Annotated in this window: 22 protein-coding genes; 12 read left to right on the top strand and 10 right to left on the bottom strand. The window is 55.8% G+C overall.

Features of this window, described 5'->3' with window-relative positions; translation table 11 throughout:
* The first annotated feature begins 17 nt into the window (after positions 1 to 17).
* Genes cysK through WCX18_RS02370 form a run of 3 tightly spaced genes read left to right on the top strand, consistent with a single transcriptional unit; the run spans position 18 to position 1997 of the window.
* The gene (gene cysK, locus WCX18_RS02360; protein WP_345989233.1) at positions 18 to 938 is read left to right on the top strand and encodes a cysteine synthase A; all 921 of its coding nucleotides are present in this window, start codon (positions 18 to 20) and stop codon (positions 936 to 938) included.
* 3 nt (positions 939 to 941) lie between these two features.
* Positions 942 to 1523, top strand: coding sequence for an aminotransferase class IV (locus WCX18_RS02365; protein ID WP_345989234.1), 582 nt, complete (start codon positions 942 to 944; stop codon positions 1521 to 1523).
* Between the two features lie 9 nt (positions 1524 to 1532).
* Positions 1533 to 1997, top strand: a complete 465-nt coding sequence (locus tag WCX18_RS02370) for a hypothetical protein (protein WP_345989236.1) — start codon at positions 1533 to 1535, stop codon at positions 1995 to 1997.
* 51 nt (positions 1998 to 2048) lie between these two features.
* On the opposite strand, the gene WCX18_RS02375 is transcribed toward WCX18_RS02370, so the two are convergent.
* Complete coding sequence (locus WCX18_RS02375) at positions 2049 to 2948, bottom strand: LysR family transcriptional regulator (RefSeq protein WP_345989238.1); 900 nt, start codon at positions 2946 to 2948, stop codon at positions 2049 to 2051.
* 247 nt (positions 2949 to 3195) lie between these two features.
* Here WCX18_RS02375 and WCX18_RS02380 point away from each other — a divergent pair, with 247 nt between their 5' ends.
* From WCX18_RS02380 to WCX18_RS02390, 3 genes are all read left to right on the top strand, one after another.
* Positions 3196 to 5244 (top strand): UvrD-helicase domain-containing protein, encoded by a 2049-nt coding sequence (locus WCX18_RS02380; RefSeq protein WP_345989240.1) that lies wholly within the window; start codon positions 3196 to 3198, stop codon positions 5242 to 5244.
* A 156-nt stretch (positions 5245 to 5400) separates the two neighbouring features.
* Positions 5401 to 6222: a tRNA pseudouridine(55) synthase TruB gene (gene truB / locus WCX18_RS02385; RefSeq protein ID WP_345989242.1), complete on the top strand. Its 822-nt coding sequence runs from the start codon at positions 5401 to 5403 to the stop codon at positions 6220 to 6222.
* Positions 6219 to 6992 carry a 4-(cytidine 5'-diphospho)-2-C-methyl-D-erythritol kinase gene (locus tag WCX18_RS02390; RefSeq protein WP_345989244.1) on the top strand — a complete coding sequence of 258 codons (774 nt, stop codon included), beginning with the start codon at positions 6219 to 6221 and terminating at the stop codon, positions 6990 to 6992. The genes truB and WCX18_RS02390 overlap by 4 nt, the downstream gene beginning before the upstream one ends.
* 5 nt (positions 6993 to 6997) lie before the next feature.
* On the opposite strand, the gene WCX18_RS02395 is transcribed toward WCX18_RS02390, so the two are convergent.
* Positions 6998 to 8008: a HAMP domain-containing sensor histidine kinase gene (locus WCX18_RS02395; RefSeq protein WP_345989246.1), complete on the bottom strand. Its 1011-nt coding sequence runs from the start codon at positions 8006 to 8008 to the stop codon at positions 6998 to 7000.
* Positions 8009 to 8129: 121 nt separating this feature from the next.
* On the opposite strand from WCX18_RS02395, the gene smpB reads away from it, so the two are divergent.
* The gene (gene smpB, locus WCX18_RS02400) at positions 8130 to 8582 is read left to right on the top strand and encodes an SsrA-binding protein SmpB (RefSeq protein ID WP_345989248.1); all 453 of its coding nucleotides are present in this window, start codon (positions 8130 to 8132) and stop codon (positions 8580 to 8582) included.
* Between the two features lie 402 nt (positions 8583 to 8984).
* Here smpB and WCX18_RS02405 read toward each other — a convergent pair whose 3' ends face one another.
* From WCX18_RS02405 to ffh, 8 genes are all read right to left on the bottom strand, one after another.
* Positions 8985 to 9320, bottom strand: coding sequence for a hypothetical protein (locus tag WCX18_RS02405; RefSeq protein WP_345989250.1), 336 nt, complete (start codon positions 9318 to 9320; stop codon positions 8985 to 8987).
* A gap of 77 nt (positions 9321 to 9397) precedes the next feature.
* On the bottom strand, positions 9398 to 9754 hold the full coding sequence (rplS, locus tag WCX18_RS02410; RefSeq protein ID WP_345970674.1) for a 50S ribosomal protein L19: 357 nt from the start codon (positions 9752 to 9754) through the stop codon (positions 9398 to 9400).
* A complete protein-coding gene (gene trmD, locus WCX18_RS02415; protein WP_345989252.1) occupies positions 9744 to 10448 on the bottom strand; it encodes a tRNA (guanosine(37)-N1)-methyltransferase TrmD in 705 nt (234 codons plus the stop codon). The genes rplS and trmD overlap by 11 nt, the downstream gene beginning before the upstream one ends.
* Positions 10445 to 10990 carry a ribosome maturation factor RimM gene (rimM, locus tag WCX18_RS02420; protein WP_345989254.1) on the bottom strand — a complete coding sequence of 182 codons (546 nt, stop codon included), beginning with the start codon at positions 10988 to 10990 and terminating at the stop codon, positions 10445 to 10447. Before rimM ends, trmD begins: the two co-directional genes overlap by 4 nt.
* Entirely contained in the window at positions 10971 to 11210 is a 240-nt protein-coding gene (locus WCX18_RS02425; RefSeq protein WP_345986002.1) for a KH domain-containing protein, read from the bottom strand. Before WCX18_RS02425 ends, rimM begins: the two co-directional genes overlap by 20 nt.
* A 2-nt stretch (positions 11211 to 11212) precedes the next feature.
* On the bottom strand, positions 11213 to 11434 hold the full coding sequence (gene rpsP, locus WCX18_RS02430) for a 30S ribosomal protein S16 (RefSeq protein ID WP_231020228.1): 222 nt from the start codon (positions 11432 to 11434) through the stop codon (positions 11213 to 11215).
* 294 nt (positions 11435 to 11728) lie between these two features.
* Complete coding sequence (locus WCX18_RS02435) at positions 11729 to 12280, bottom strand: CARDB domain-containing protein (protein ID WP_345989256.1); 552 nt, start codon at positions 12278 to 12280, stop codon at positions 11729 to 11731.
* Positions 12281 to 12400: 120 nt separating this feature from the next.
* Positions 12401 to 13747 carry a signal recognition particle protein gene (gene ffh / locus WCX18_RS02440; protein WP_345989258.1) on the bottom strand — a complete coding sequence of 449 codons (1347 nt, stop codon included), beginning with the start codon at positions 13745 to 13747 and terminating at the stop codon, positions 12401 to 12403.
* A gap of 735 nt (positions 13748 to 14482) precedes the next feature.
* On the opposite strand from ffh, the gene WCX18_RS02445 reads away from it, so the two are divergent.
* The 5 genes from WCX18_RS02445 (at position 14483) to WCX18_RS02465 (ending at position 24362) form a co-directional block, all read left to right on the top strand.
* The gene (locus tag WCX18_RS02445) at positions 14483 to 16444 is read left to right on the top strand and encodes a hypothetical protein (RefSeq protein ID WP_345989260.1); all 1962 of its coding nucleotides are present in this window, start codon (positions 14483 to 14485) and stop codon (positions 16442 to 16444) included.
* Between the two features lie 286 nt (positions 16445 to 16730).
* Positions 16731 to 19388, top strand: coding sequence for an Ig-like domain-containing protein (locus tag WCX18_RS02450; RefSeq protein WP_345989261.1), 2658 nt, complete (start codon positions 16731 to 16733; stop codon positions 19386 to 19388).
* A gap of 47 nt (positions 19389 to 19435) precedes the next feature.
* Complete coding sequence (locus tag WCX18_RS02455; protein ID WP_345989263.1) at positions 19436 to 20674, top strand: OmpA family protein; 1239 nt, start codon at positions 19436 to 19438, stop codon at positions 20672 to 20674.
* 430 nt (positions 20675 to 21104) lie between these two features.
* A complete protein-coding gene (locus WCX18_RS02460; RefSeq protein WP_345989264.1) occupies positions 21105 to 23132 on the top strand; it encodes an Ig-like domain-containing protein in 2028 nt (675 codons plus the stop codon).
* Positions 23133 to 23180: 48 nt separating this feature from the next.
* Entirely contained in the window at positions 23181 to 24362 is a 1182-nt protein-coding gene (locus WCX18_RS02465) for an OmpA family protein (RefSeq protein WP_345989266.1), read from the top strand.
* Positions 24363 to 24394 lie beyond the last annotated feature (32 nt).

Below are 24394 nucleotides of genomic sequence, written 5' to 3' on the forward strand. Positions count from 1 at the left end.
ACAATAAAGGATAAGGAATGATAGCGTCAAACATCACTGAACTGATCGGCAACACGCCGCTGATTCGTCTTAACACCCCTTCCGAGCAGACCGGAGCGACGATCCTCGGCAAATGCGAGTTTATGAACCCGACGAGCTCCGTCAAGGACCGGATCGGTTTCAACATGATCAAAACGGCGATGGATGACGGCATCATCAATTCCCAGACGACGATTATCGAGCCGACCAGCGGCAATACGGGGATCGCGCTTGCCTCGATCTGTGCCGCACTGGGGCTGAAACTGATCCTCACCATGCCCGAGTCCATGAGTATCGAGCGTCGCAATATCCTCAAGGCCCTCGGCGCGGAGCTGGTATTGACCCCGGCAATGTCCGGCATGAAGGGGGCCATCGAGAAGGCGGAAGAGCTCAAAGAGAGCCTGGGCAACGCCGTCATCCTGCAGCAGTTCCAGAACCCCGCCAACCCGGCGGTGCATATCAAAACGACGGCCGAAGAGATCCTGCGCGATACGGACGGCAAGCTCGATATCTTCGTCGCGGCCGTCGGGACCGGCGGCACGCTGACGGGAACGGGTACGCGCCTCAAAGAGGTGATCCCCTCCATCGAGATCATCGCCGTGGAACCGACGGACTCGGCGGTCCTCTCCGGCGGCAAAGCGGGCCCGCACAAGATCCAGGGGATCGGCGCGGGCTTTGTGCCGGACGTCCTCAACACGCAGATCTACGGCGAGGTCGTCACCGTCAGCAACGACGATGCGATGGCAACGTCGCGGATGCTGGCCAAAGAGGAGGGGCTGCTCGTGGGCATCTCCGCCGGGGCCAACGTCTACGCCGCCATGCAGGTGGCCGCCCGCCCGGAGAACAAGGGCAAGACCATCGTCACCATCCTCTGCGACACGGCCGAACGCTACCTCTCGACGGCACTTTTCAGCGAATAGGCCATGCCCTTTCTGGAGACGATCCTGGCCGACGAGGGGCGTTTCCCCTATCTTGAGTGGCATCAGCAGCGTCTGGAACGGACGCTGAAACGCCACGGCATCGTCACCCAATACGACCTTATAAACCGTCTTGAAGCCCCGGAAACAGGGTGCTGGCGATGCCGCGTCCAGTATGATGAACATCTGTTCATATATGAACTTCTCCCTTACACCCCCCGTATCATCACCTCGTTGCAGCCGGTGACAGATGAGGCGATTGCCTACCGCGACAAAACGACCGAGCGTGAACAGCTTGACCGGCTCTTTGCCCGGCGCGGCAGTGCGGACGACGTCCTCATCGTGCAGGCGGGTCTCATCACCGATACGACCATCGCCAATGTCGCCTGTCTGATCGGGGGGCAGTGGCTGACCCCGAAACGGCCGCTGCTCGAAGGCACGGCGCGTGCCCGTCTGATCGCCGAAGGGAAGCTTATCTGCGCCGACATCACCCTCGACGCGGCACGGCAGGCGGAGCGGGTGGCCGTGATGAATGCCCTGTCAGGCTTTGTCGAGGTGAGCGGTGGTATACTTCCCCCGATTAATTAACTGGGAGAGATGATGCTCATCAATATTCTCAATGATGAAAAATTTGTCGATTTAATGCAGCGGCATGTCGAGGAGCTGATGCTCTACCTGTTCGAACACGACCAGTCTTTCGGCATTCTTTGCAAGATCGAGCATCTGAGCTTCGAACCGGCGCTGCCCGAGCACATCACCGAGTCCTTCCGGCCGATGACCCTGTTCTATCTGGCGGGCTACACCTTCGACAGTGCGCGCATCGACGGGAACCGCCTCATCTTCGAAGCGGGCTTCGGTGCGGAGAACATCGGCAGTTTCGTGACGGTGCCCCTGCCGAGCATCATGCAGATCATTATCGACGAGACACCGATATTCATCAATCACGCCGTGTATAAAAGCGGTGCGGAAGAAGCGGAAGCGGTCGATGACGGCGGGATCGAGAATTCGATGGCGGCGTTTTTGTCGAATCCGGAAAACGAGAAGTTTCTGAAGAAGAAGTAGCCGTACCGGATGGTACGGCCGAGATAACGGCGACGCTTGTCTGCGCCGAAGTTACATCCGCATGGTGAGCAGGAAGTCGACGACGTTGTTGACGAAGGCGTCGTGCTTGCGGTCTTTGGAGTAGGCGATGTAGAACTTGCGGTGTACGCGGAAGTTGCGCATGCGCGATTCGTACAGTTTGCCCTCGGCGATCTCGTCCTCGATGACGTGGCGGGAGATGACCGATACGATCGGGCGCTCCGCGTTTTTGGGAGAGCGCATGATCGTCTCTTTGACGGCCGTCGGCGACTGGACGACCCCGATGACGTTGAACGTCGAACAGTCGATCTCAAGCTCTTCGAAGGCTTCGGAAACGAGCTTGCGGGTGTGGGAGTTCTCGTCGCGGCAGATCCAGTCGAAGGTAAAGAAGTCCTCTTTTTTCAGGTATTTCGGCAGCGGCTGGTTGGAGAAGAGGACGAGTTCGTCCTCCATCCATTCGCGGTAGATGATCCCGTCGCGGAAGACCGGGGATTCGATCAGTGCGACATCGATCTTCTTGTCTTCGAGCTCGTCGATGATCTCGTTGGAGAGGCCGACGTGCATGTAGACTTCGTTGTGGATCTTCTCTTTGATGGCACCGAGGTAGGTCGGGATGACGTAGTTCCCGATCGCGTAGGAGGCACCCAGGATAAAGGTGAAGTCTTTGTTGATGATCTTGAGCAGCTCTTTCTGGCTCGTGTTGATCGCTTTTTCGAGTTTGATCGCGATGCGGTAAAGGTCTTCGCCCTCTTTGGTCAGCTTGATCCCGTTCTTCTTGCGCTCGACGATGCGGGTGTCAAGATACTCTTCGATAAATTTGATCTGTTGGGTGACGGCGGGTTGGGAGATGCCCAGTTTTGCAGACGCCTTGGAAAAGCTCTTCTCTTTGACGACGGTCAAAAAAGTTTGGAGTTTGGCGAAGTCTTTCAGCATTCAGATATCCTTGGCAATGGGCCGTATTTGTCTTTGTTATAAAGCGTCCGCTTTTGGATAACAGGGCACCATAAAAATAAAACATCAGAATTATAACGTACAATGATAGTCATTTCAATAAGAGAGATTAGTTTTGATTACTTTTTTTATAATTTTCCGCTGAAGTAACGCCAAATTGACATCAAACAATGAGAGCTTAAAAATTTATTGATATAATAGATTAACCTAAAAACACGAAAAACGGAAGATGGAACATATTTTCAAAAACCTCAACGAACAGCAGGCCGAAGCGGTCAAAAAGATCGACGGCCCCTTACTGATACTGGCGGGAGCGGGCAGCGGAAAAACGACGACAATCACCTCGCGCCTCGCCTACCTGCTGGACGTTGTGGGAATCCCCGCGAGCAATACGCTGACGCTGACCTTTACCAACAAAGCGGCAAAGGAGATGCGCGAGCGCGCCCTCAAGATGATCGACGCGAACAGCTATCCGCCGCTGCTGTGTACGTTCCACAAGTTCGGCCTGCTCTTCCTGAAGTTCCATATCCACCGTCTCAGCCGTGAGAACAACTTCGTCGTCATCGACACCGACGACAAGAAGCGGATTCTGAAAAAGCTCAACGGCGATCTGCCGCTGCCGCTGGTCGCCAGCGAGATATCCCGCTATAAAAACTCGCTCATCACGCCCGAGGAGGCCCATGCCCAGGCCGAGCAGAAAAATTACGAGCAGATCGCAAAGGTCTACAAGGAGTACGAGGCCTACCTCGTCGAAAACAACCTCGTGGATTTCGATGACCTGATCTCCCTGACCTATAAACTGCTCGACGAGCATCCGGAACTGGCCGAAGAGACCAGCAAGCGCTACCAGTACATCATGATCGACGAGTACCAGGATACGAACGAGCTGCAGTTCAAGCTGCTGCAGAAACTCTGCACTGCCCACAACAACCTCTGTGTCGTCGGCGACGACGACCAGAGCATCTACGGCTGGCGCGGGGCGCACGTGCGTAACATCCTGGAGTTCGACCAGGATTTCGAGGATGCGATGGTCGTCAAACTCGAACACAACTACCGCTCGCGCACGCCTATTCTGACCGTCGCCAACGCGCTGATCGAGCACAACCGTTCCCGGCTGGGCAAGACGCTGCTGCCGACCCGCGGCGACGGGGAAGCGGTGAAGATGCTCTCCTCGAACGACGAGAACGAAGAGGCGAGCAAGATCGCGCTGCAGATCAAAAAACTGATCAGCGAAGGGGTCCGCCCCAACGAGATCGCTGTGCTTTACCGCATCAATGCGCTCAGCCGCTCCCTCGAAGAGGGGCTCAACCGTGCGGGGATCCCCTACAAGCTCGTCGGCGGGCTGCGCTTTTACGACCGGGCCGAGATCAAGGATATCATCAGCTACCTGCGCGTCATCACGAACCACCATGACAACTTCTCGATGAAGCGTATCATCAACAAGCCCAAACGCGGGATCGGCAAAGCGTCTATAGACAAGCTGGAACTGGCGGCCATCGAGCAGGAGCGTTCCCTCTACGATCTGGTACGCCTCAGTGCCGCGGCAGAGCTCGAAGGCCTGGTGCGCAAGAAGAACGCCACGACCCTCAAGCAGTTCGTCAGCGAACTGGAACAGATGCGCGCCGTTGCGGACGAATCGCTCTACAGCTTTGCCGAGCGCATCGACGAGATTTTCAAGATCAAGGCCTTCTACGAGGCGATGCCAGACGGGACGGAGAGGGTGCAGAACATCGACGAGTTTTTCGGCCTCTTCCGCGACTTTATTAAGCAGAACCCCGAAGCGAGCCTCGACGCCTTTCTGAACGAAGTCTCATTGCAGAGCGAACAGGACCAGGTGGAGGGGGAGAGCATCTACATCATGAGTATCCACGCCTCCAAGGGGCTGGAGTTCGAACACCTCTTCATCATCGGCCTCGAAGAGGGCTTCCTGCCGCTGATCGGTGACGGGAGCGACCTGGAGGAGGAGCGCCGCCTGGGGTACGTCTCCTTTACGCGCGCCAAGGATTCGCTGACCCTGTCACATGTCCAGAGCCGCTACTACAAGGGACGCCGTACGGAACTGGAAAAGAGCCGTTTCTTCGGTGAAGCCGGGCTGTGCGAAAGCTCCCTCAAGATCGAGAAGAACACGGCGTTCAAAAAAGGGGACCTCGTCCGTCACAAGATCTTCGGTGCCGGCCGCGTGATCGGGGTGAGCAAAGCCGGGCGCGAATTCAAGCTCAATATCAACTTCGGCGGCAACAAGCGGGAGATCCTCGCTTCCTTCGTAGAAAGGCTGTAATTAGTGAAAAGTGCGGTTTACTGCACGCGCCCCGGAGGAAGTACTTTCGGAGTGTGGGTCTCCTGCCGAAGATGCAGCTTGCGGAATTTCGCTGGAACGAGGACAAAACTCAGCGTTAGCGTAACGAAGGTGGGCTTTGCTCGCCGGAGTGTATGAATGAATAGACTCTTTGTCGCTTACAAGCCTTCCGGGCTCAGTTCCAACCAGTTCCTGCGCACCCTGAAGCGCAAATACGGGGTGAAAAAAGCGGGGTACTCCGGTACCCTCGACCCCTTTGCGAAGGGGGTGCTCATCATCGCCTTCGGAAAATACACCTCGCTCTTCCGTTTCCTGGATAAGACCCCGAAACGCTACCGGGCGACGCTCTGGCTCGGGGCACACTCCGATACGCTCGACATCGAAGGGGTCGAGCAGATCGACGACATCGTGCCGTTGCCGGAAGCGAAGGTCCGGGAGGCCGTCGAATCCCTGAAGGGGGAGCAGGCCTATCCCCCGCCGATTTTCAGTGCGAAGCGGATCAACGGACGGAGGGCCTACGATCTGGCCAGGGCGGGCATCCCCTTTGAGCTGGAGACGATACACTCGACCGTGTATGATGTGAAACTCCTGCACTACTGTCACCCTTTCGTGACCTTTGAGGCGACGGTCTCCGAGGGGACCTATATCCGATCGCTCGGACGCCTCGTGTATGAGCGGCTGGGGCTCGACGGAGGGGCGCTCAGTATGCTCGAACGGCTCTGCGAAGGGCAGTTCGTCTATGAGGGAGAACGCCCACTCGATATCCGAAGCTGCCTGCGTCTTCCTCCGGTCGAATACCGGGGCGAGTGGCGGAAAATCACTCTGGGGCAGCCGTTGACGCGTGACGAGTTTGCCCCCGTGGAGGACGGGGTCTACCGTGTCGACGACGGGCGGGAGATGGCGGTCTTCGCCTTTGACGGCGAAGGCGTGCATTATGTATTGAACAAGGTGGCACTATGAAGCACTACAAGGCACCGGCAAAGGTCAATATCTTTTTGAAGGTCACGGGAAAGCGGGGGGAGTACCACGAGATCCTGTCGCGTTTCATGGTCGTAGAGCAGCTGCATGACCTGCTCTATTTCTTCCCGAAGGAGACGGAGGGCTTCGTCATCGACGGCGATTTCGCCTGTGCGACGGAACAGAATACGATCTACAAAGCTTACGCTGCCCTGCTCGAAGCGACGGGTTCGACGGAACTCGAGCGGTTGATGCAGACCCACGGGATCGCCGTGAACAAACATATTCCGGCGTTTGCGGGACTGGGAGGAGGCAGTTCGGATGCGGCCACCTACCTGAAGATGTGCAACGAAGTGCTGCACCTGGGCCTGGACGTCAGCGAGCTGGCCGCCATCGGTGCCAGGGTCGGGGCGGATGTCCCCTTTTTCGTCTACGGGTACCCCAGCGCGAATGTCTCCGGGATCGGCGAGATCGTGGAGCCCTTCGATGAAGCCCCGCTGCATCTCGAGACGCGCACCCCGCCGATCGAGATCAGTACCCCCGCCGTCTACCGCCGTTTCCGGGAGAGCTTTTACAGGGAGCTCTCACCCGAGGCTTACGACTATTTTGCCGCCACAGACTCCAAAACGCTGCTTTCCGAACTGAGTGCCGACGATGCGAACGACCTGTTCGAACCGGCGCTGTCGCTCTATCCGGAGCTCAAAGAGCATTTTCGCCACGGCTGGTTCTTCTCCGGCAGCGGGAGCAGTTTTTTCAAAGCGGTCGAGGCGTAGGTCGGTTACGTTTCAGGTTTACAGTAGACGGACGTCGGCAGCATGATGGCGAAGCGCGTCTCGCCGGGCACACTGGAAACGATGATCGTGCCGTGGAAGAGCTTCTGGATGATTTGGCGGCTCATATGCAGGCCGATCCCGCTCCCTTTGAGGTTGCCCTTCGTCGTGAAATAGGGATCGAAGATCTTCCCCTGGATCGCCGGGTCGATGCCGGGGCCGTTGTCGAAAACGCAGATACGAAGTTGGTCCCCGCCCGGAGGGTACTCAAACGCTATGCGGATCTGTTTGTTCTTTTGGTCCAGGGATTCGAGGGCGTCTTTGGCGTTGTTGATGAGGTTGAGAAGGACCTGGGAGATCGCCGTAGCGATCTGCAGCCGGTGGATCGTATCGCTGTTCCATGTGATCTCCAGTGCGATGTTATTGGCTTCGAGCGTCGGCGTGATGATGCGGTGCAGTTCGTAGACGATCTGATGCAGCGGCAGGAGCTTTGTTGGGGCCTTGTTCTGAAAGAACGAGCGGAAATCCTCGATCGTTTCGGAGAGGTGCAGGGTGTTCTGTTCGATCGTCTCAAAGGCATGGTCGAGTGCCTCGTCATCCAGACGCCCCGTCGCCTTTGCCAGTTTGGCGGAGAGCAGCGTCAGGTTGATCGCATTGAGAGGCTGGCGCCACTGATGGGAGATGTTCGAGAGCATCTCCCCCATCAGGGCGAAGCGTTCCTGCTCGAAAAGGAGCATATCTTTCTCCCGGTTCTTCTCGATTTCATCGTGCAGCGCGTTTTTGTACGTTTCGAGCCGCATAACGAGCTTGATGACGATGACGAGAATCGGCGGGGTCATCAGCAGCGGCATCAGGATGGAGAAGCCCAGAATGACCGGCGGAAGCGTGCCGGTCAGTAGCGTGTAGAATATCCCGACACAGAGGACGGAGACGAGGGTGGTGGCCAGTGTCACGCCCGTGACGATCTTCAAAGGGCTGTGCATACCGAGTTTGTCGATAAAACGGTTAAGGTGTATCATGCCGTATTATAGGAAAAGTTCCCTGTCGGCGTCCGCACCCGGCATGGAGATTTCCAAGGAAGAGGATTCACCGAAGGTCGGGTTTTCGCTATGATTGCATCACTGATTCAAAGGACTGCAAGTGGGCGAAACGATTGCCAAAAACAAAAAAGCCTTTCACGATTACGAGATCCTCGAGAAATTCGAGGCGGGTATCGTGCTAAAGGGCAGTGAGGTCAAAGGGATCCGTGCCGGCCGTGTCAACCTCAAGGACAGTTTCGTCAAGCTTGTCAGGGGCGAGGCTTTTTTGTTCAACGCCCACATCGGCCGCCTGGAGACGACGCACCACTATTACGGCCACGAGGAACGCGGCAGCCGGAAGCTCCTGCTGCACAAAAAACAAATCGCCAAACTGGCGGATGCCGTGGAGAAAGAGGGGCATACGATCGTACCCCTGCAGATGTACTTCAACAACAAGAACATCATCAAGCTTGAGATCGCCATCGCGCGGGGTAAAAAGCTGCACGACAAACGCGCCGATATGAAAGAGAAGGATATGAAGCGCGACATCGAACGGGCGCTCAAAGACTACTAGCAGCTTTTTGCGGCTCGGGAAGAGCCGCCTTCAGTGCCATAGCGGCCAGCGAAAGTCCGCGGGGCTTTGCTCCGGGGACGGCGATAAAAGTGGTCGCACGACAAACGCGCCGATATGAAAGAGAAGGATATGAAGCGCGATATCGAACGGGCGCTCAAAGACTACTAGCAGCTTCTTATCGGCTTGTACTGAGCCGTGTTTTCCAAGATCATTTATGTTTTGTTCCCTTTCTTCTTTGCTCGCACAAAGAAGAAACCGAACCCGAAAGAAGAAAGTGCGAAGGGCTGCCGCTTTCGGGACATTCCACTCCCTGGCAATCCGTTCGACACGCTAATTACCGTTTCTGACTCAACAGAAGCAGCGGGTAGCGATTGCTTTCATGTATGGTTTATTGGATAAGTGTCATCCAGCTGTCCGCATTACTTCTATGAGGGTGATGAGTATGGCGACGACGGCGGAGGCGATGGCGACCCTGTCCGCTCTTTTGATGGCTTTGTAGATGCGTTCGAGTTCCGGGTCGTCGAGGTCGGCGAACTTGTGGGCACGGATGTATTTGACGGCTTCGCGGAAGCGGGGGTCGCCGAACTGGATGTTCCAGCGCGGGCGTCCCATCGCTTCGTAGCGAGAAGGATGGTGGTCGCGAAGGCGGTTCAGAAAGGCATTTGTTTCCAGCAGCTGTTTCAGTACGGCGATGATGAAGAGGGCGGTGGCAGTGATGAAAAACAGGTTAAGCGTCATACGGATTCCTTTTGCAGGAAGCGGTTGGTGGTAAAAAGTTGGTGGGGAAGTGTGTTGGGTGTGAAGGGCGTCCGCAATTACTTGCGGAGCTCTTTGATACGTGCAGATTTACCGGCACGGTCGCGCAGGTAAAAGAGTTTCGCACGGCGTACACGGCCGCGGCGAAGCACTTTGATTTCGTTGATGCTGTCGCTGTAGATCGGGAAAACGCGCTCGATACCGACGCCGTTGGCACCGATTTTACGAACTGTGATGGTTTTACCCGTTCCCTGACCGCGCATTGCGATACATACACCCTCGTAGTTCTGAACACGAGTTTTGTCACCCTCTTTAATGGTAACAGCGAGGCGTACGGTATCACCGGCGCGGAATTCTGGGACGTTCTTTTCAGCGACTTGAGCATTTTCGAAATTTTCGATGTATTTATTTCTCATACAATGTCCTTTTTCTATGCCTTTTAAGCTGCTCAGGCCTGAAGAATTTAGTCTTGCATTCTGACAAGGCAATTTTGAGTGCCGCAATTTTACTGTGGTTTCCCTTTAAGAATTCTGATGGCACGCCCTTATCGTCAAAAAGCGGCGGCTTTCCGAACGAGGGGGCTTCCAGCAGGTGGGTCTCAAAGCTCTCCGTCTCCAGTGACTCGCTGTTTCCGAGTACACCTTCGAGATTGCGGGCAATGGCATCGGTCATCACCAGCGAGGGCAGCTCCCCGCCGGTCAGGATATAGTCGCCGATGCTGAAGAGTTCGTCCGCAAAGGTCTCGATGACCCTTTCGTCGATGCCTTCGTATCGGCCGCTGACAAATGCAACATGGTTTTTCTTGGCAAGCCGTTTGGCGTCGTTCTGCACAAAGGGCTTGCCGACAGGGGTCGCGAAAACGATATGGACGTCCGGATCGTTTTCGCGGAGCTGTTTGAGTGTGTCGTAGAGCGGCTGTGGCGTCATCACCATTCCGGCGCCTCCGCCGACGGCCGTGTCGTCGACCTTCCCGTGCTTGTTCGTCGTAAAATCGCGCGGGTTGAGGTAGGCGACGCTGAAAAGCCCCTTCTCCTGCGCACGTTTGAGGATGGAGTCCTGGAAATAGCCCTCGATCAGGTTTGAGAAGAGGGTGACATAGGTAAAGGTCACGACTCCTCCAGGATGGCCATCGCCCCGTGCGCGGTGATGAGACCTGCTTCGGTATCGACATGCTCGACGAATGGCAGCTGCTTTGGTAGCAGGAACTGCTTGGGCAGCCGCCGTTTGGCCAGGGCATCGTCGGTCTTGATCTGCAGATAGTCGACCGCGCCGATCCGTTCGATCTCGATCACCTTGCCCAGCACGACACCCTCTTCCGTGACGGTACACCCGATCAGGTCGAACCAGAAGTGTTCCCCCTCATCGAGGTGGCACATTTCGCGGGTGCGTCCGTAGGTCGTGTAGAGCATGACATTGGTGAAGCGCTTGGCCTCTTCGGGCGTGTCGATGCCTTCGAGTTTGACCAGTTCGCGTTCCATGTTGACGGTTTCAAACACCAGGGGCGTGCGCTCTTTGGTATAGAAGGTCTCGCCGGGGACGAACTGTTCGGGGAAATCGGTGAAGAGGTGCAGCTTCATCTCGCCGTGCAGACCGACGGTGCGGCCCAGCGTGGCGATATGGAGCAGACGGTCGTTATTCTGCCGCTTCGACATTGATGCGGTAGCTCTTGCCGTCTTTGGCTTTGCAGCCGGAGATGACGGTTTTGATGGCGCCGATCATCTTGCCCTCTTTGCCGATCAGTTTGCCGATATCGGCACCGTTGGCATAGAGGACAATTTCGGCGATCTCGTCACCTTCGAACATCTCGACGCGGATGTCCTCGGGATGGGAGGCGATGAGACGTGCGTATTCGGCGACGAAATCGGTGACCATAATTATTTGCCGGTGATCTTTTTGACGCGGTCGCTCATTGTCGCGCCGACGCCGATCCAGTAGTTCAGACGCTCTTCGTCGATCTTCTGCTCTTTGGTCATCGGGTTGTACCAGCCGATCAGTTCGATCCAGCCGCCGTCACGGCGCTTGCGGGAGTCAGTAACCGCAACGCGGTAGAAAGGCTGTTTTTTGCGTCCCATACGGGTAAGACGGATTGTTGTCATTGTTCGTTCCTTCGATAAAAAATGGGTGAATGGTTTTCGGGAACGTTGGGAAAAGGGGGTAGGGCTGCGGGACGATGAAGGAGTCACTCTAACATTGATACCGCGGCCTCTAACCGTCTTATCGGAGACGTTCCGTGCAAACCGTTCGGGTATGCGATACGCCAATGTCATAGAGGTATTGTTCATAAGCGTAAAACGATGGCGAAATTATAGCGAATAATTCTGGATAGCACAAGGAGGGGGTTGCCCCCGCCTCATTGAGCGAAGGAGACTTGCTTTGAGGGCTGTGCTTCCTCAGGGTCTCGCCTCTACCCTGATCTCCAGTTCGTCGGCATTGTTGTTTTCGTTACGCTCTGCGATCGCGTGCCCCGCATCGGCAATGACTTTGACGTAAAGTACGTCCGGTGTGTTTTTGACCCTGCCGTAGATCATGTGCTGTGTAATGGACTCTCCGGGTTCAAGGTTTTTGGTGACCCAGATGGTCTTCTCCTGGTGCACCGGGCCGGAGTAGCCGTACCTGAACTGGACGGTAATCTTGAACTTTTTGCGGCTGTGCCCGTCATAGGCAAAGACGTTTTCGATGGTGGTGTCCAGTTCAAGCGGCTCATTGACGTAGAGCTTGCGGACATGACCCAGTATGGTGCCGCCTCTTTGGGTGTAGGCCGTGATACCGGTCACCGTCAGATCCGGTTTTTCGACAGGCTGCTGGGTAGAAGAAGACGGGGGCACGATTTTCTGGGGCACCTTGGTCGAGACGGCGGGGCGCTGTATCTGCACCTGGGGCTCTATGGAAAATGCGGCAAGCGGCAAGAGAAACAGGGGGAGGTAAAGAAGGCGTGTACGCATGATCTCTCCTTGTGGGAAAATGCACGAAGATGTGACCATTATAACAGTTTCGCTGCGACGGAAAAAATCGATAAAAAGGGTAAAGCAGGAAGTGCCGCATGCAAACGGCGCGGCGGGGGATCAGCGCGGGAATTTCCCGCCCTGCATCTGGCTCATCATGTTCTGCAGGTCCTGCATCCCTTTTTTGCCGGAGAACTTCTTCGCCATCTTCGCGGCATTTTTGAACTGCTTGAGGATGCGGTTGACGTCCATCTGGTCCATCCCCGCCCCTTTGGCCAGACGCTGTTTGCGGCTGTTGTTGAGCAGGTCGGGGTTTTCGCGCTCTTTGTGGGTCATGGAGCTGACCAGTGCCTTGATCTGTTTGAGCTCCTGGGAGTTTTCCAGGTCGAAATCCTTGAGCGCCTTGGACATATCGCCCATCCCGGGGATCATCCCCAGCAGGGATTTCATGGAGCCGAGTTTTTTCATGCTCTCCATCTGCTCGAGAAAGTCGTTGAAATTGAACTGTCCCTTCTTGATCTTCTGGGTCAGCTTCTTCGCCTGTTTCTCATCGATGACGCTCGAAGCCTTCTCCGCCAGCCCCTCGATGTCCCCCAGGCCCATGAGGCGGTTGACGATACGGTCGGGAAGGAAGACCTCCAGGTCCGCCATCTTTTCGCCGGCCCCGATGAAACGCAGCGGCACCTGGACCTGCGAGGCGATGCCGAGGGCGACCCCGCCCTTGGCGTCACCGTCGTACTTGCTCAGGATGACCCCGTCGATACCGATCTGCTCTTTGAAGCTCTGGGCGGTACGGACGGCATCCTGCCCCGTCATGGAGTCGGCGACGTAGAAGATCTCGCTCGGCTTGGCAGCATCACGTACCTGCTTCAGCTCGCTCATCAGTTCTTCGTCGATGGCCAGGCGTCCGGCGGTATCGACGAGGACGACGTCGTACAGGCTGTTTTTCGCTTTGGCCATGGCGGCCGTGACGACCTCCACCGGGTTTTTGGTCGCCTCGTCTTCATAGAGGTCGACGCCGATCTGGGCCGTGATCTGTCGGAGCTGCTCGACGGCGGCCATACGCTGCAGGTCCGCCGCGACGATCAGGACCTTTTTCTTTTTCTGCTCTTTGAGGTAGGTGGCGAGTTTTCCCGTTGTCGTCGTTTTTCCCGACCCCTGGAGGCCCGTCATCAGGATAACGGTAGGAGGGTTGGCGGCGAACACGAACCCCTGGTGCCCCTCGGTTTTCAGCAGGTCATGCAGGGTGAAACGCATCGCATCCAGGAACTGGTCCTTGCCGATGCCGGCTTTCTTCGTATCCAGTTCGACGCGTTCGATGAGCTCTTTAACGACCTTGTGATGGACATCGGCTTTGAGCAGGGCTTTTTTCAGTTCGGCAAGCGCCTTTTTAAGTGCCTTCTCATCGTCGTGGAATCGGATCTTCTTAATGGCGGATGTAAATGAATCCGTCAAGGTATCAAACACGGGTGCTCCTTGTACTCTGCATCGCAACGAATGATGGTGGGTGCAAAATGATGAAGGCGCATTATAGCGAAACACCCTTTGCAGGATGTTTGGTGTGTTGAGAAACAACCCTATATTAAAGTATGACGGCGGTGGTAAAAGTCTTGTCGATATGAGATGGGTTCATACGGGTATCAGATATAGAAGAGTGAAAAGTGTGATTTTATTGTAGAAAAAAACCGTTAAAAGACGTTCAAAAAAAGCCAATATAAGAGAATCTTTTAAAACAAATTTACTCAGCAGCATAAAATACACTAAAAAATAATATAAACAAACATATATAAGAAAAAGTTGTAATTCACCGCCATCGAAAATGGGCATAGTGTGTAAATAGGTAACATGAGGTGAAGGCAATATAACGGTTTCTTCTATAGATGTGGGCTAAGAAAGGGTAGACAATGGCATAATTTTCTTACCACGACTCTAAAGACGATTTGGCATCAGGTTTCAGTCAAATGCAGGCAAATGAGAAAGGGTAAGAGGTGGCATCGGTGAGGGCTGATCGCTGCTGCGTGTTTAACTATTGAAATGACCGAGGCGAACCGACTGGCTTCTGTGCGAGCCCTCCGGTTTTGGGCGGATTGAACCGATCCGTGCTGTGAAATCTGCATAGACTGCTATTGTGCACGACAGACTTCTACATTATATAAGGAAAAAACAATGAAACAATCACTAAATGGCGTACGGGGTATTTTGATGTCAAGTGCTGTGGGGGCAGCACTTCTGTTTTCTGGATGTGGTTCCTCATCTTCAACAACAACGACATCCGGTACCGTAGTCGGTGCAGAACAGGCGACGGCGCTTCTCGGTACGCTTGAGTGTGTGCTCAATACGGCAACCGGTACGCTTACCAATGCGCTGAGCGCAGCAGACCTCAGCCTGCTGACTTCAATCCCGCTCAACCTTACAACGGTTGCCAACGCGATGGTTGAACTCGGTCTGACGACGACGGATGTCACCGTCGGTGCAATGCTTGAGACAAGCGTTTCCCTGAGCCAGGTACTCGATATCATCGGTCTCATCGGCGGTACGCCGGATGTCCTGGCTATCGTTGCTTCCATTAAAGATGCACTGGACCCTGCAACGCTGCTGCAGACGCTGCCGCTGGGTGATCTGCTGACGGTTGCACCGAGCCTGCTGACACAGGTACTGAGCACGGTAACCGATGCGACTGCCGGTGTGGCAGAAACTGGTATCGATGCGCTGACATTCCTGGACGACACGGTTATGGGTGTCGGCTACGATGTCGCTGCCTGTATCCCGCAGCTTGAACCTGTTGTCGCAACGCTTGACTGTGCGACAGACAGCGTACTGGGCGGTGCCGAACTGACAGCTGCCAACCTGAAGACCCTCGCCGTCGCCCTGCCGCTGGGCGATCTGCTTGGTGCCGTTCAGAGCGCAACAGGTCTTCTTGATACTGCGACACTCTCAGACCTTCTTGCCGCTCCGCTGAGCGCAGGCGATCTTCTCGGTATTCTCGGTACGCTGGCATCAGGCGATCCGGCTGCTGTCCTGTCAACACTGACAGGCGCTCTCGATCCGTCCCAGCTGACAAACCTGCTGAGCCTCGGTGACCTTATCACCGTACCGCAGGAACTGCTCGGCACGACACTCGGCAGCCTGCCGGCAACCCTGCTGACAACGACAACAGGTCTGCTCGGTACGGTTGAAGGTCTGCTCGCCCAGGTCGCTGGCGACCTCACATCCTGTCTTGATCCGAACCTCCTGGTCGGCTCCCTGACAAGTCTGCTCGGTGCGCTCCCGCTTGACGGCGGTGCGCTTGCGCTGGATCCTGCAGGGCTCCTGAGCCTGGTCAGTACTGACACGACGATCAATGACATTATCGCCGCGGCGAAAACACTCCCGGTCCTCAGTGCACTTCCGCTGGATGAGCTGATGGCAACGAAACTGAGCGTCGCGCAGCTGATGGACATCATTAATGCGCTGCCGATCCCCGCGCCGGTCTCTACAGTGCTGACGACAGTACTCGGTGCGGTACCGGATCTGAACCTTCCGGCACTGTCACTGAACGATATCCTTGCCCTGCCGGGTGAAGTCCTGCCGTTCGGTCTCGATCCGATGGATACAAGCGTGAACGGTCTGCTGACGACATCCGTCAATATGCTGGCACTGCTGGAATCTGTAGCGCACGGCCTGAATGCTGAAGGTGCATCGTTCCTGCTCAACGCTGCGGTCGTTATGCCGATCGTCACGACGATCGACAAGCTCGGCGGTTTTGGCATCCTCGGCGGTCTCATGACCAACGTCCCGTACCTGACGCAGACGCTGCCGCTGTCCGACCTGAGCGGTCTGCTTGTAAACGGTAACCCGCTCAGCGCGCTTGACCTGGCGAACCTGACAAGCCTGCTTGATACGATCCTCGGCAGCGGCGATCCGACCGGTGTCCTCGAAGCGATCCTCGGAACGCTGACAGCAGGCGGTCTCGACGGCCTGCTTGGCAGCCTGCTCGGTACCGTGAGCGACCTGCTCGGCGGAAACCTGCTTGGTGATCTGCTGAATACGCTGACAGGTCTGCTCGGCGGCGACCTTGCCGGCACGATTACGTCACTGCTCGGAAGCCTGACAACGGATCCGACGGCGATCCTGCAGACGCTCCTGAGCCTTCTGAACGCTCAGAACCTGGCGCTGCCGCTCTAACACCAACCTCTTACCATCCATCCGCAGCATGACCTGCTGCGGGTAGGATTCGTCTATACATTTCTTTACTTTCCCTCCTCCGAAAAATCGTTTTCAGCTCCTTGAATTCCGAAAATATTGCCTGATATCACAATATGAAATGTTGTTATAATCGATACTAATTTCTTTGTTTAACTTCAGCTTTGTGTGCTATTATTAATTGAATTTTCCCAAGTATTTTGCACGGGGAGAACGGCGCGAAGCGGCCTTAAACGAGGGAACAGCTTCACGAATGAAGGAGTATATAATGCAATTGTTCTTGCAAACGAAGAGGGGGTTGGCACTCTTCCTCGGCACGATCATGATGATCATGCTGGCGGGTTGCGGTGCGGACAGTGTTTTTGACAACAATGTCAAAGGCAGTGGTCTTACGGTGGATGTTAAACCTGCCGATGGGACAACAAACGTTTTCCTGAATACGGATATTACGGGAACGTTCAACAAAGATATTCAGCAGGCAACGTTGATCGAGGGGACGACGTTCTACCTGCTTGATCCGAATGACAATATGGTTGCGGGTTCGTGGTCTTACCTGAACAAGGTACTGCGCTTCAAGCCCGATGCCAATCTGACCGCGAACACGACATACCGGTTCGTCACGACGAACGGCATCCGCGGTACGGATTACTCGCGCCTGGGCGGGGATGTCGTCACGACATTTACGACAGGAACGGGCCTGGGACTGACGGTAACGCTCAACCCGCAGCATGGGGACACGAACGTATCGCTCAACCCCAATATCACGGCAACGTTCAACGAACCGATCGATTTTGCGACCGTCACGAACAACAGCTTCTATCTGCTGGATTCGCTCAGTGCAAAAGTCCCGGTCACAAAGATCGAACATACTGACGACAATGCGACGGTCATTCTGAAACTGGCATCGAACCTTGCACCTTTCAGTACCTATACAACCGTCGTGACGACGGACGTTTCGGCTCCGAACGGTCATACGCTCGCCGCCAACGAGCAAGCGATGTTCGTGACCGGCAACTGGCTGCGCCTGGCAGTTTCGATCAATCCGCCGGACGGCGCAACGAATGTGCCGATCAATACGATGATCACCGCCTCCTTCAACAAACCGATGGATCTGTCGACGCTGAATTCGGGCAATATCTACCTGATGGATGAAAACGGCACCCATGTCCCGGGTACGCTGCATACCGCTACGGATGCAAACGGCAACACGGTCGTGACCTTCATCCTGGAGCCGGGCACGACGCTGGCACCGAACAGCGACTATACGTTTGTCGTTGAGAACGATGTGACGTCCCTTGACGGTGAGCAGCTCGGCACGGATGAGACTTCGACGTTCACGACGGGTACCCAGACGGAACTGCAGGTCTATATCGTACCGGCTGACGGAGAAACAGGCGTCGCCGTCACGGACAATATCGTTGCCTACTTCAATGAAGATGTGAATGATACGACGCTTGACGGTACGACTTTCTATCTTGAGAACAATGTAAGCGGCGTTCTCCCGGGAGCGATCAGCTATGACGGCGCTAATTACATTGCCGTCTTCAACCCGGATGCGAACCTCACGGCGTATACGACCTATACGTTCACGGTTACAACCGGTGTTGAGGCTGTCAACGGCGATACGCTGGCCAGTGATGAAAGTTCAACATTTACGACCGGTAACCTGATCCGCGTCATCGATGCAGCCGTCTTCAGTATGGGCAGTAACGCCGTGGCAGTCGATACAAACGAATCGGCCCTCAACGGCGTTACGGGTAACCTGCTCGGGACAAATATCTCCCTGGGGGTCGATGGTGTACAAGGGCTGGCTTCGGCGACGATCAACTACGAGGGGCTTGTTGCCGCTCTCGCCGGAGAAACCAATTCAACGACGGTACAGGAACTCGTGGACAGTAACGTCAGTCTGACGACTCTTCTGCAGATTATTTCAGACCAGATGCCGGCAGGTCCGGGCAAAGATGCTGTGGATCAGATCGCGCAGGCAGTGGCTGACCAGGGTCTTGATCAGCCGGTATCGATCGGGGAGCTGCTGCAGTTCCCTGACAGCGTTCTCCCCGGGGGTGTGCAAGATGTCCTGGACATGGCGGGTGTTTCGGCTGCAGAGGCGAATGTAGTCTCTCTGCTGGGTTCGATAAACGGCGCACTCGCGCCGATCACAGAAAGTGTCATCGAAATACCACTCTCCATCCCGGGTCTTACAGACGGCAGCAGTATGCTTCGTGCGCAGCTGGTGAGTCCGCCGGCGATTGCACTGATGGTTGAGGGGGATACGATCCGCGCTTCCCAGGCCAGAATCCAGCTGAAGCTTGCACTGACCGGTTCGGCGCTTACTGACCTGTTGTCGCTGCTTGGTCTCGGTACAGGTGAGATCCTCAATCTCCCGCTGTATATCGTGCTGGGGGCTGCTGAAGGTAACTTGACGACGCTTTCAGTTAACGATGTCGCGATGGCGGTACAGAACGGGCTTGCCTCAATCTACCTCGGGACGATTCCGGATGATCAGTTCTTCTCCGACCAGCCGTTGACGGTCGACAGTTTCGCACCGGTAGACCTTATCAATCTTCTTGGGCTTGCAACCGTCACTGCCAAGGCATATGCTGTTGGGGATGCAAACAATACGACGATGCACTTCTTACCGGTCAATGTGCCGCAGATGGAGAGTGCCTTCGCACCGTTGGGAGATACGACTGGATCATTGCTTGGAACATTGACAAGCAATCTTGAAGTGCAAGTGACACTGCTCGGTATTCCGTTGCTTGATGTCAGTAGTCTTGTGGGGGCGTTGAGCGATCTGCTGGTGAATACGCTTGCACCGGCGCTGTCGCCGATCCTTAATATGCTGAGTGACGCGCTCGGGGCGTATAGCGGTCAGGCCGATGTCACGATGCTCAGTCTGATCGAGCACTATATTGTGCAGCCGTAAAGCACAGAGAATGAAACGGGGCTGTGCCCCACGAACGAAGGATTAAAATGAAGAGTTTATATTCAGTGGCAGCGGCGGCGGTACTGCTTGCTTCTGCGGCACACGCCGATTTTCCGGCGAAACGCATTGCATTCCCGGGCCTCTATATCGGGGGCAATGTCGGTTATGCAACCAGCAGGGTCAATGAGACCGATACGGCACAGGAAGCATGCGACGGCGACCCGGCCTGTACCGTCATCAGCTCCTCGATCGATGAGAACGCTTTCGGGCTCAAGCTGTTCGGAGGCTACCTCTTCAACGACTATTTCGCCGTTGAAGGCGGCTATTTCAACCTCGGCGAGGTGTCGTTCAAGCATGTGACCAACACGGGTGAGACCTATAAGGGCAGCGCGAAGATGCAGGGGCTCAATGCTGACGTGGTTGGGCACCTACCCATCCTCGAACAGCTGACCGTCTTCGGCCGTCTCGGTGTCATGTACGCCGAAGTTAACAAAGAGTACTCCTATTCGGGCGGTACGCTCTATATCAACGGTGTTCCGAAAGACATGAGCCCGGGACAGTGGGGTGCAGGCCTGAAGCTCGGTGCCGGTGTGCAGTACGACTTCACCCCGCGCCTCGGAGTCCGCGGTGAATGGGAAGGGTACCACATGGAAGAGGATGCCTCCGATTCGGGGATGGATATGAGCTTCTGGTCCGTCGGTATTGTCTACCGCTTCGGCGAGGATCCGAACGCACCGGTGCCGCCGCCGGAACCGGAAAAGGTCATCGTCGTCAAAGAGGTCCCGGTCCCGGCTGAGCCTGTTGTCGTTGAAAAAGTCGTTGAGAAAGAGGTCATCAAAGAGGTCCCGGCCGAACCGGTCGTCATTCGCAAACCGGTCGAACGTGTCGTCCTGGCGACGGATGCCCTCTTTGACTTCAACAAGGCTGTCGTCAAGCCCGAAGGTAAAGCTGCGATCAGAGATCTGGTGGCCAAGCTCCAAAAAGATGACAAGCTGATCGTCACGGGCCATACGGACAGTATCGGTTCGGAACTGTACAACCTGAAGCTCTCCCAGCGCCGTGCAGACGCGGTCAAGAACGAGCTGATCGTCAATGGTATTGAAGCCGACCGCATCGAAACGAAGGCCAAAGGTGAAAGCGATCCGGTCGCAACCAATGAGACCGATGAAGGTCGCGCGCAGAACCGCCGTGTCGATATCGACATCATCGCCGCACCGAAAGCACCGGAAGAGGAGGTTACACCTCCGGCCGATGAAGTCACCCTCCCGGCAGGGGAAGCGAAGTAACAATCACTTACAGTGCATATAGGGGCGCTTAGGCGCCCTTTGTACCGGGAGCCAGGTGCTTCCTCCCTCTTTTCGAATCATTTCAATTTCCTTTTTACTATTTTTTTTCTGCTTGGCACACTCGGTTGGTCTGCCGCATCCCCATCGTTGTTTTCCGAGTTTTTTACCCTCCGCATTGACTGGTGGATAAAGCCTGCTACGTCATAACCATAATCCAGCATGATATTTTTGATAATAATTTGATAAAAACATATAAAAAAACAAAAAAATATATATATTGATCTTTATTAAGTTTAATGTAGATATGCTTCAAAATGTTATTTTTGTGACATTGTCGGGAAAACAGAACGCAATCTGTATTCTTCCGGCGCTATCAGGCGGCTGCCGAATGAACGGCGAAAAAGTGTAATACGGGAAAAGGGAGTACAACATGGTGCGATCGGTGTATCGATGGGGGCTGATGGGGATCATCGGCGTAGGAATGATGCTGCTGCTGGCTGCCTGCGGGCGGGACAGTGCATTTGACGGACCGGTCAACGGCGGTGAACTGCAGGTGACGATAGATCCGGCGGAGGGGGATGTCAACATCCCGATCAATAAAGTCATTACGGCCAAATTCAACAAAGAGATGAATGTCTCGACGGTGAACAATGGCACATTCTATCTGCTGGACGAAAACGGAACCAAAGTCTCTGCCGACATCAAATTCTACGGAACAGATACCCGGCTCTTCACCTTGACGTCACAGAGCGATCTCGCAAAAGATTCGAATTACACCGTCTATGTCACCCGGGGCGTCAAAGCGAGTGACGGCTACCTGCTTGCAGATGACAATGTGATCCATTTCACGACGGGGACGCTGAAATACCTGCAGGTAACAGTGCTGCCCAGTGACGGCGATACCAACGTCTCCGTCGGGGCGCACATGCTGGGCAGTTTCAACGAAGCGGTCAATACGGCGACGCTTAACAGTACCAATGTGTTCCTGCGCGACGGTAACGGCAGCCTCGTCGACGGTACGATCGATTACGCCGACATCGGCAGCGATCACCTGATGACCTTTACGCCGTCGTCACCGCTCGATTACAATGCGACGTATACCTTTACGATCAAGCAGCCCGTCACGGCGCTTAGCGGAATCGAGCTGGAGTATGACAGTGTGAACAGCTTTACGACGGGCCCGCTGAAGCTGGTCAAGGCGGCCGTCTTCTCCATGGCGTCGACCCCCGTCTCTGTCGATACGAACAACTCCGACCTGCTCGGCGGCGTACTCGGCGGGCTTGTGGGAGCACAGGCAACCGTGGATGTCGCCGGAACGGGCGGCCTGGTCGACATCGGCCTCGGCTTTCCGGCGCTGGTATCGGACCTGGGCAGCGAGCTGAATGTGACAACGGTGCAGGAGCTTCTCGACAGCAACATTACACTGGATGCGATGCTGCATGTCATTGCGGAGCAGCTGGGCGGTATTGATGCTGTTGAGGCGCAAAAGTTTATCAATGCGCTCATGGCTGATGTGGAAGCTTCAGAGCTTAGCAACACCCCCATCAGTATCGGCAGCCTGCTGCAGTTCCCGGTCGACATGCTGCCGCTTGATTTGAACGACGTACTGGCGATGACAGGTGTCTCCTCGGCGCAGTTGAGTGTGCAGTCGCTGCTCTCCGGCGTCAACCAGGCACTGGCCCCGGTCCTGAATGCACCGATTGAAATCCCGCTCTATCTGCCGCTCCTGACGGATGAAACCAGCGGGCTGAGACTGCAGGTCGTTGCTCCGCCGGCAATCGCACTGATGGCAGAAGGGGATACGATCCACTCCGCATCGACGCGTCTGCAGCTCAATCTGAAAGTCGGCGGTATTCTCGGGGATCTTCTCGGCGCACTGAACACGGGGCTGGACGGAGAGGGATCGGTCAGTTCCGATCTGGTCAACCTGCCGCTCTACCTGGAACTCGGCTCATCAATCGGGAGTCTGACGACGCTTAACAACGATGAAGTTGCCATGAGCGTCCAGAACGGTTTGGCCACACTCGTGATCGGAACGATCCCTGACGATCAGTTCTTTTCGCAGACCCCGCTCTCCCCGGAAGATGTCGGTGCGGCCGATCTTGTCAATCTCCTGGGGCTGGTGAAAGTGAGTGTCAAAGCCTATGCCGCCGGGGTGGCCAACAGCGGCGCGATCAATTTTGCCCCGGTCGACATGATGCAGATGCAGAGCATTAATGCGCCGACGGGGTCGACGACGGATGCCCTGCTTAACACCCTGATCGGGAACCTGGAGCTCACCATCACGCTGCTGGGCATTCCGCTTGACGTTTCCGGTCTGCTGGGCGACCTGCTTAATCCGCTGCTCTCCATTCTGCTGCCGCTGCTCACTCCGCTGCTTGACACGGTCACGGGGCTGCTGGGGGCCAGCATCGGCAAGGCGGACGTGACCATGATGAGTCTGGTGTACGGCTATTAATCCAAAGGGAACTCTGCGGGGTGCATTCCCGGCAACAGAAGGAAGAAGATGAAAATGAAACGGACGGCGGCGACGGTATTTTTGGTGGCGGCAGCCCTGCAGGGAGAGGCGGTCGAACGCATTGCTATGCCCGGCCCCTACCTGGGGGCGAACCTGGGGTATGCGACGGGATCGGTCTCACTGTCGACGGCCGAAAAAGAGGTGTGCCAGGGCGACCCCGCCTGCTATGTAACGAATGGATCGACGGATGAGGATTCGTTCGGTGCGAAACTCTTCGGAGGGTATCTGTTCAACCAGTATTTTGCCGTCGAAGGGGGCTATTTCAACCTCGGCGAACTCTCGTTCAAAAGTGTCACCAATACGGCGGAGACCTATAAAGGCACCCTGTCGGGGCAGGGGATCAACATGGACGTTGTCGGCCACCTCCCGCTCTTAGACGCGCTTTCGCTCTTTGCGCGTGTCGGTGTACTGTACGGCGAGATGAGCAAAGATTACAGTTACAGCGGCGGCACGCTGCTGGTGAACGGGGTGCCCAAAGACATGCATGTCACCAAATGGGATGTCGGCTACAAACTCGGTGCCGGCGTGCAGTTCGACTTCACCCCGGCGCTCGGCGTACGCGGCGAATGGGAAGGGTACCACCTTGCCGAGGCCGGTTCCAGTTCGGATTATGACGTCAACCTCTACTCCGTCGGCGTCGTCTACCGCTTCGGGATCCCGGAGCCGGAGCCGGAAAAAGTCGTCGTGGTGAAAGAGGTGCCGGTCCCGGGCGAGGGAACGGTCCTGGAAAAAGAGGTCGTCAAAGAGGTGGAGGTTGTCAAAGAGGTCGAAGTCGTGAAAGAGGTGCCCAAACCGGTGATTATCAAAAAACCGACCGAGCGGGTTGTTCTGGCATCGGATACCCTTTTCGATTTCGACAAGTCCGACGTCAAGCCGCAGGGGGACGCTGCACTCAAACAGCTGGTCCAGCGGCTGCAGAAGAATGACCGCCTTGTGGTCGTCGGGCATACGGACAGCGTCGGGACGGAAGTGTACAATATGAAACTTTCCCAGCGGCGTGCAAACGCCGTCCGCAGCAGGCTCATCGGACTCGGCATCGCGGCGGGCCAGATCGAAACCCGTGCCATGGGTGAAAGCAGCCCGGTGGCGACGAATGAAACGGATGCGGGGCGTACCGCCAACCGCCGCGTCGAGATCGAAGTCTACGCCGCGCCTAAAAACGAGGAGTAGCCCCCGGGGGCGGCATGCCGTCCCCGGCAAAG

This window comes from Sulfurimonas sp. HSL1-2 (assembly GCF_039645565.1).
Classification (GTDB): domain Bacteria; phylum Campylobacterota; class Campylobacteria; order Campylobacterales; family Sulfurimonadaceae; genus Thiomicrolovo; species Thiomicrolovo zhangzhouensis.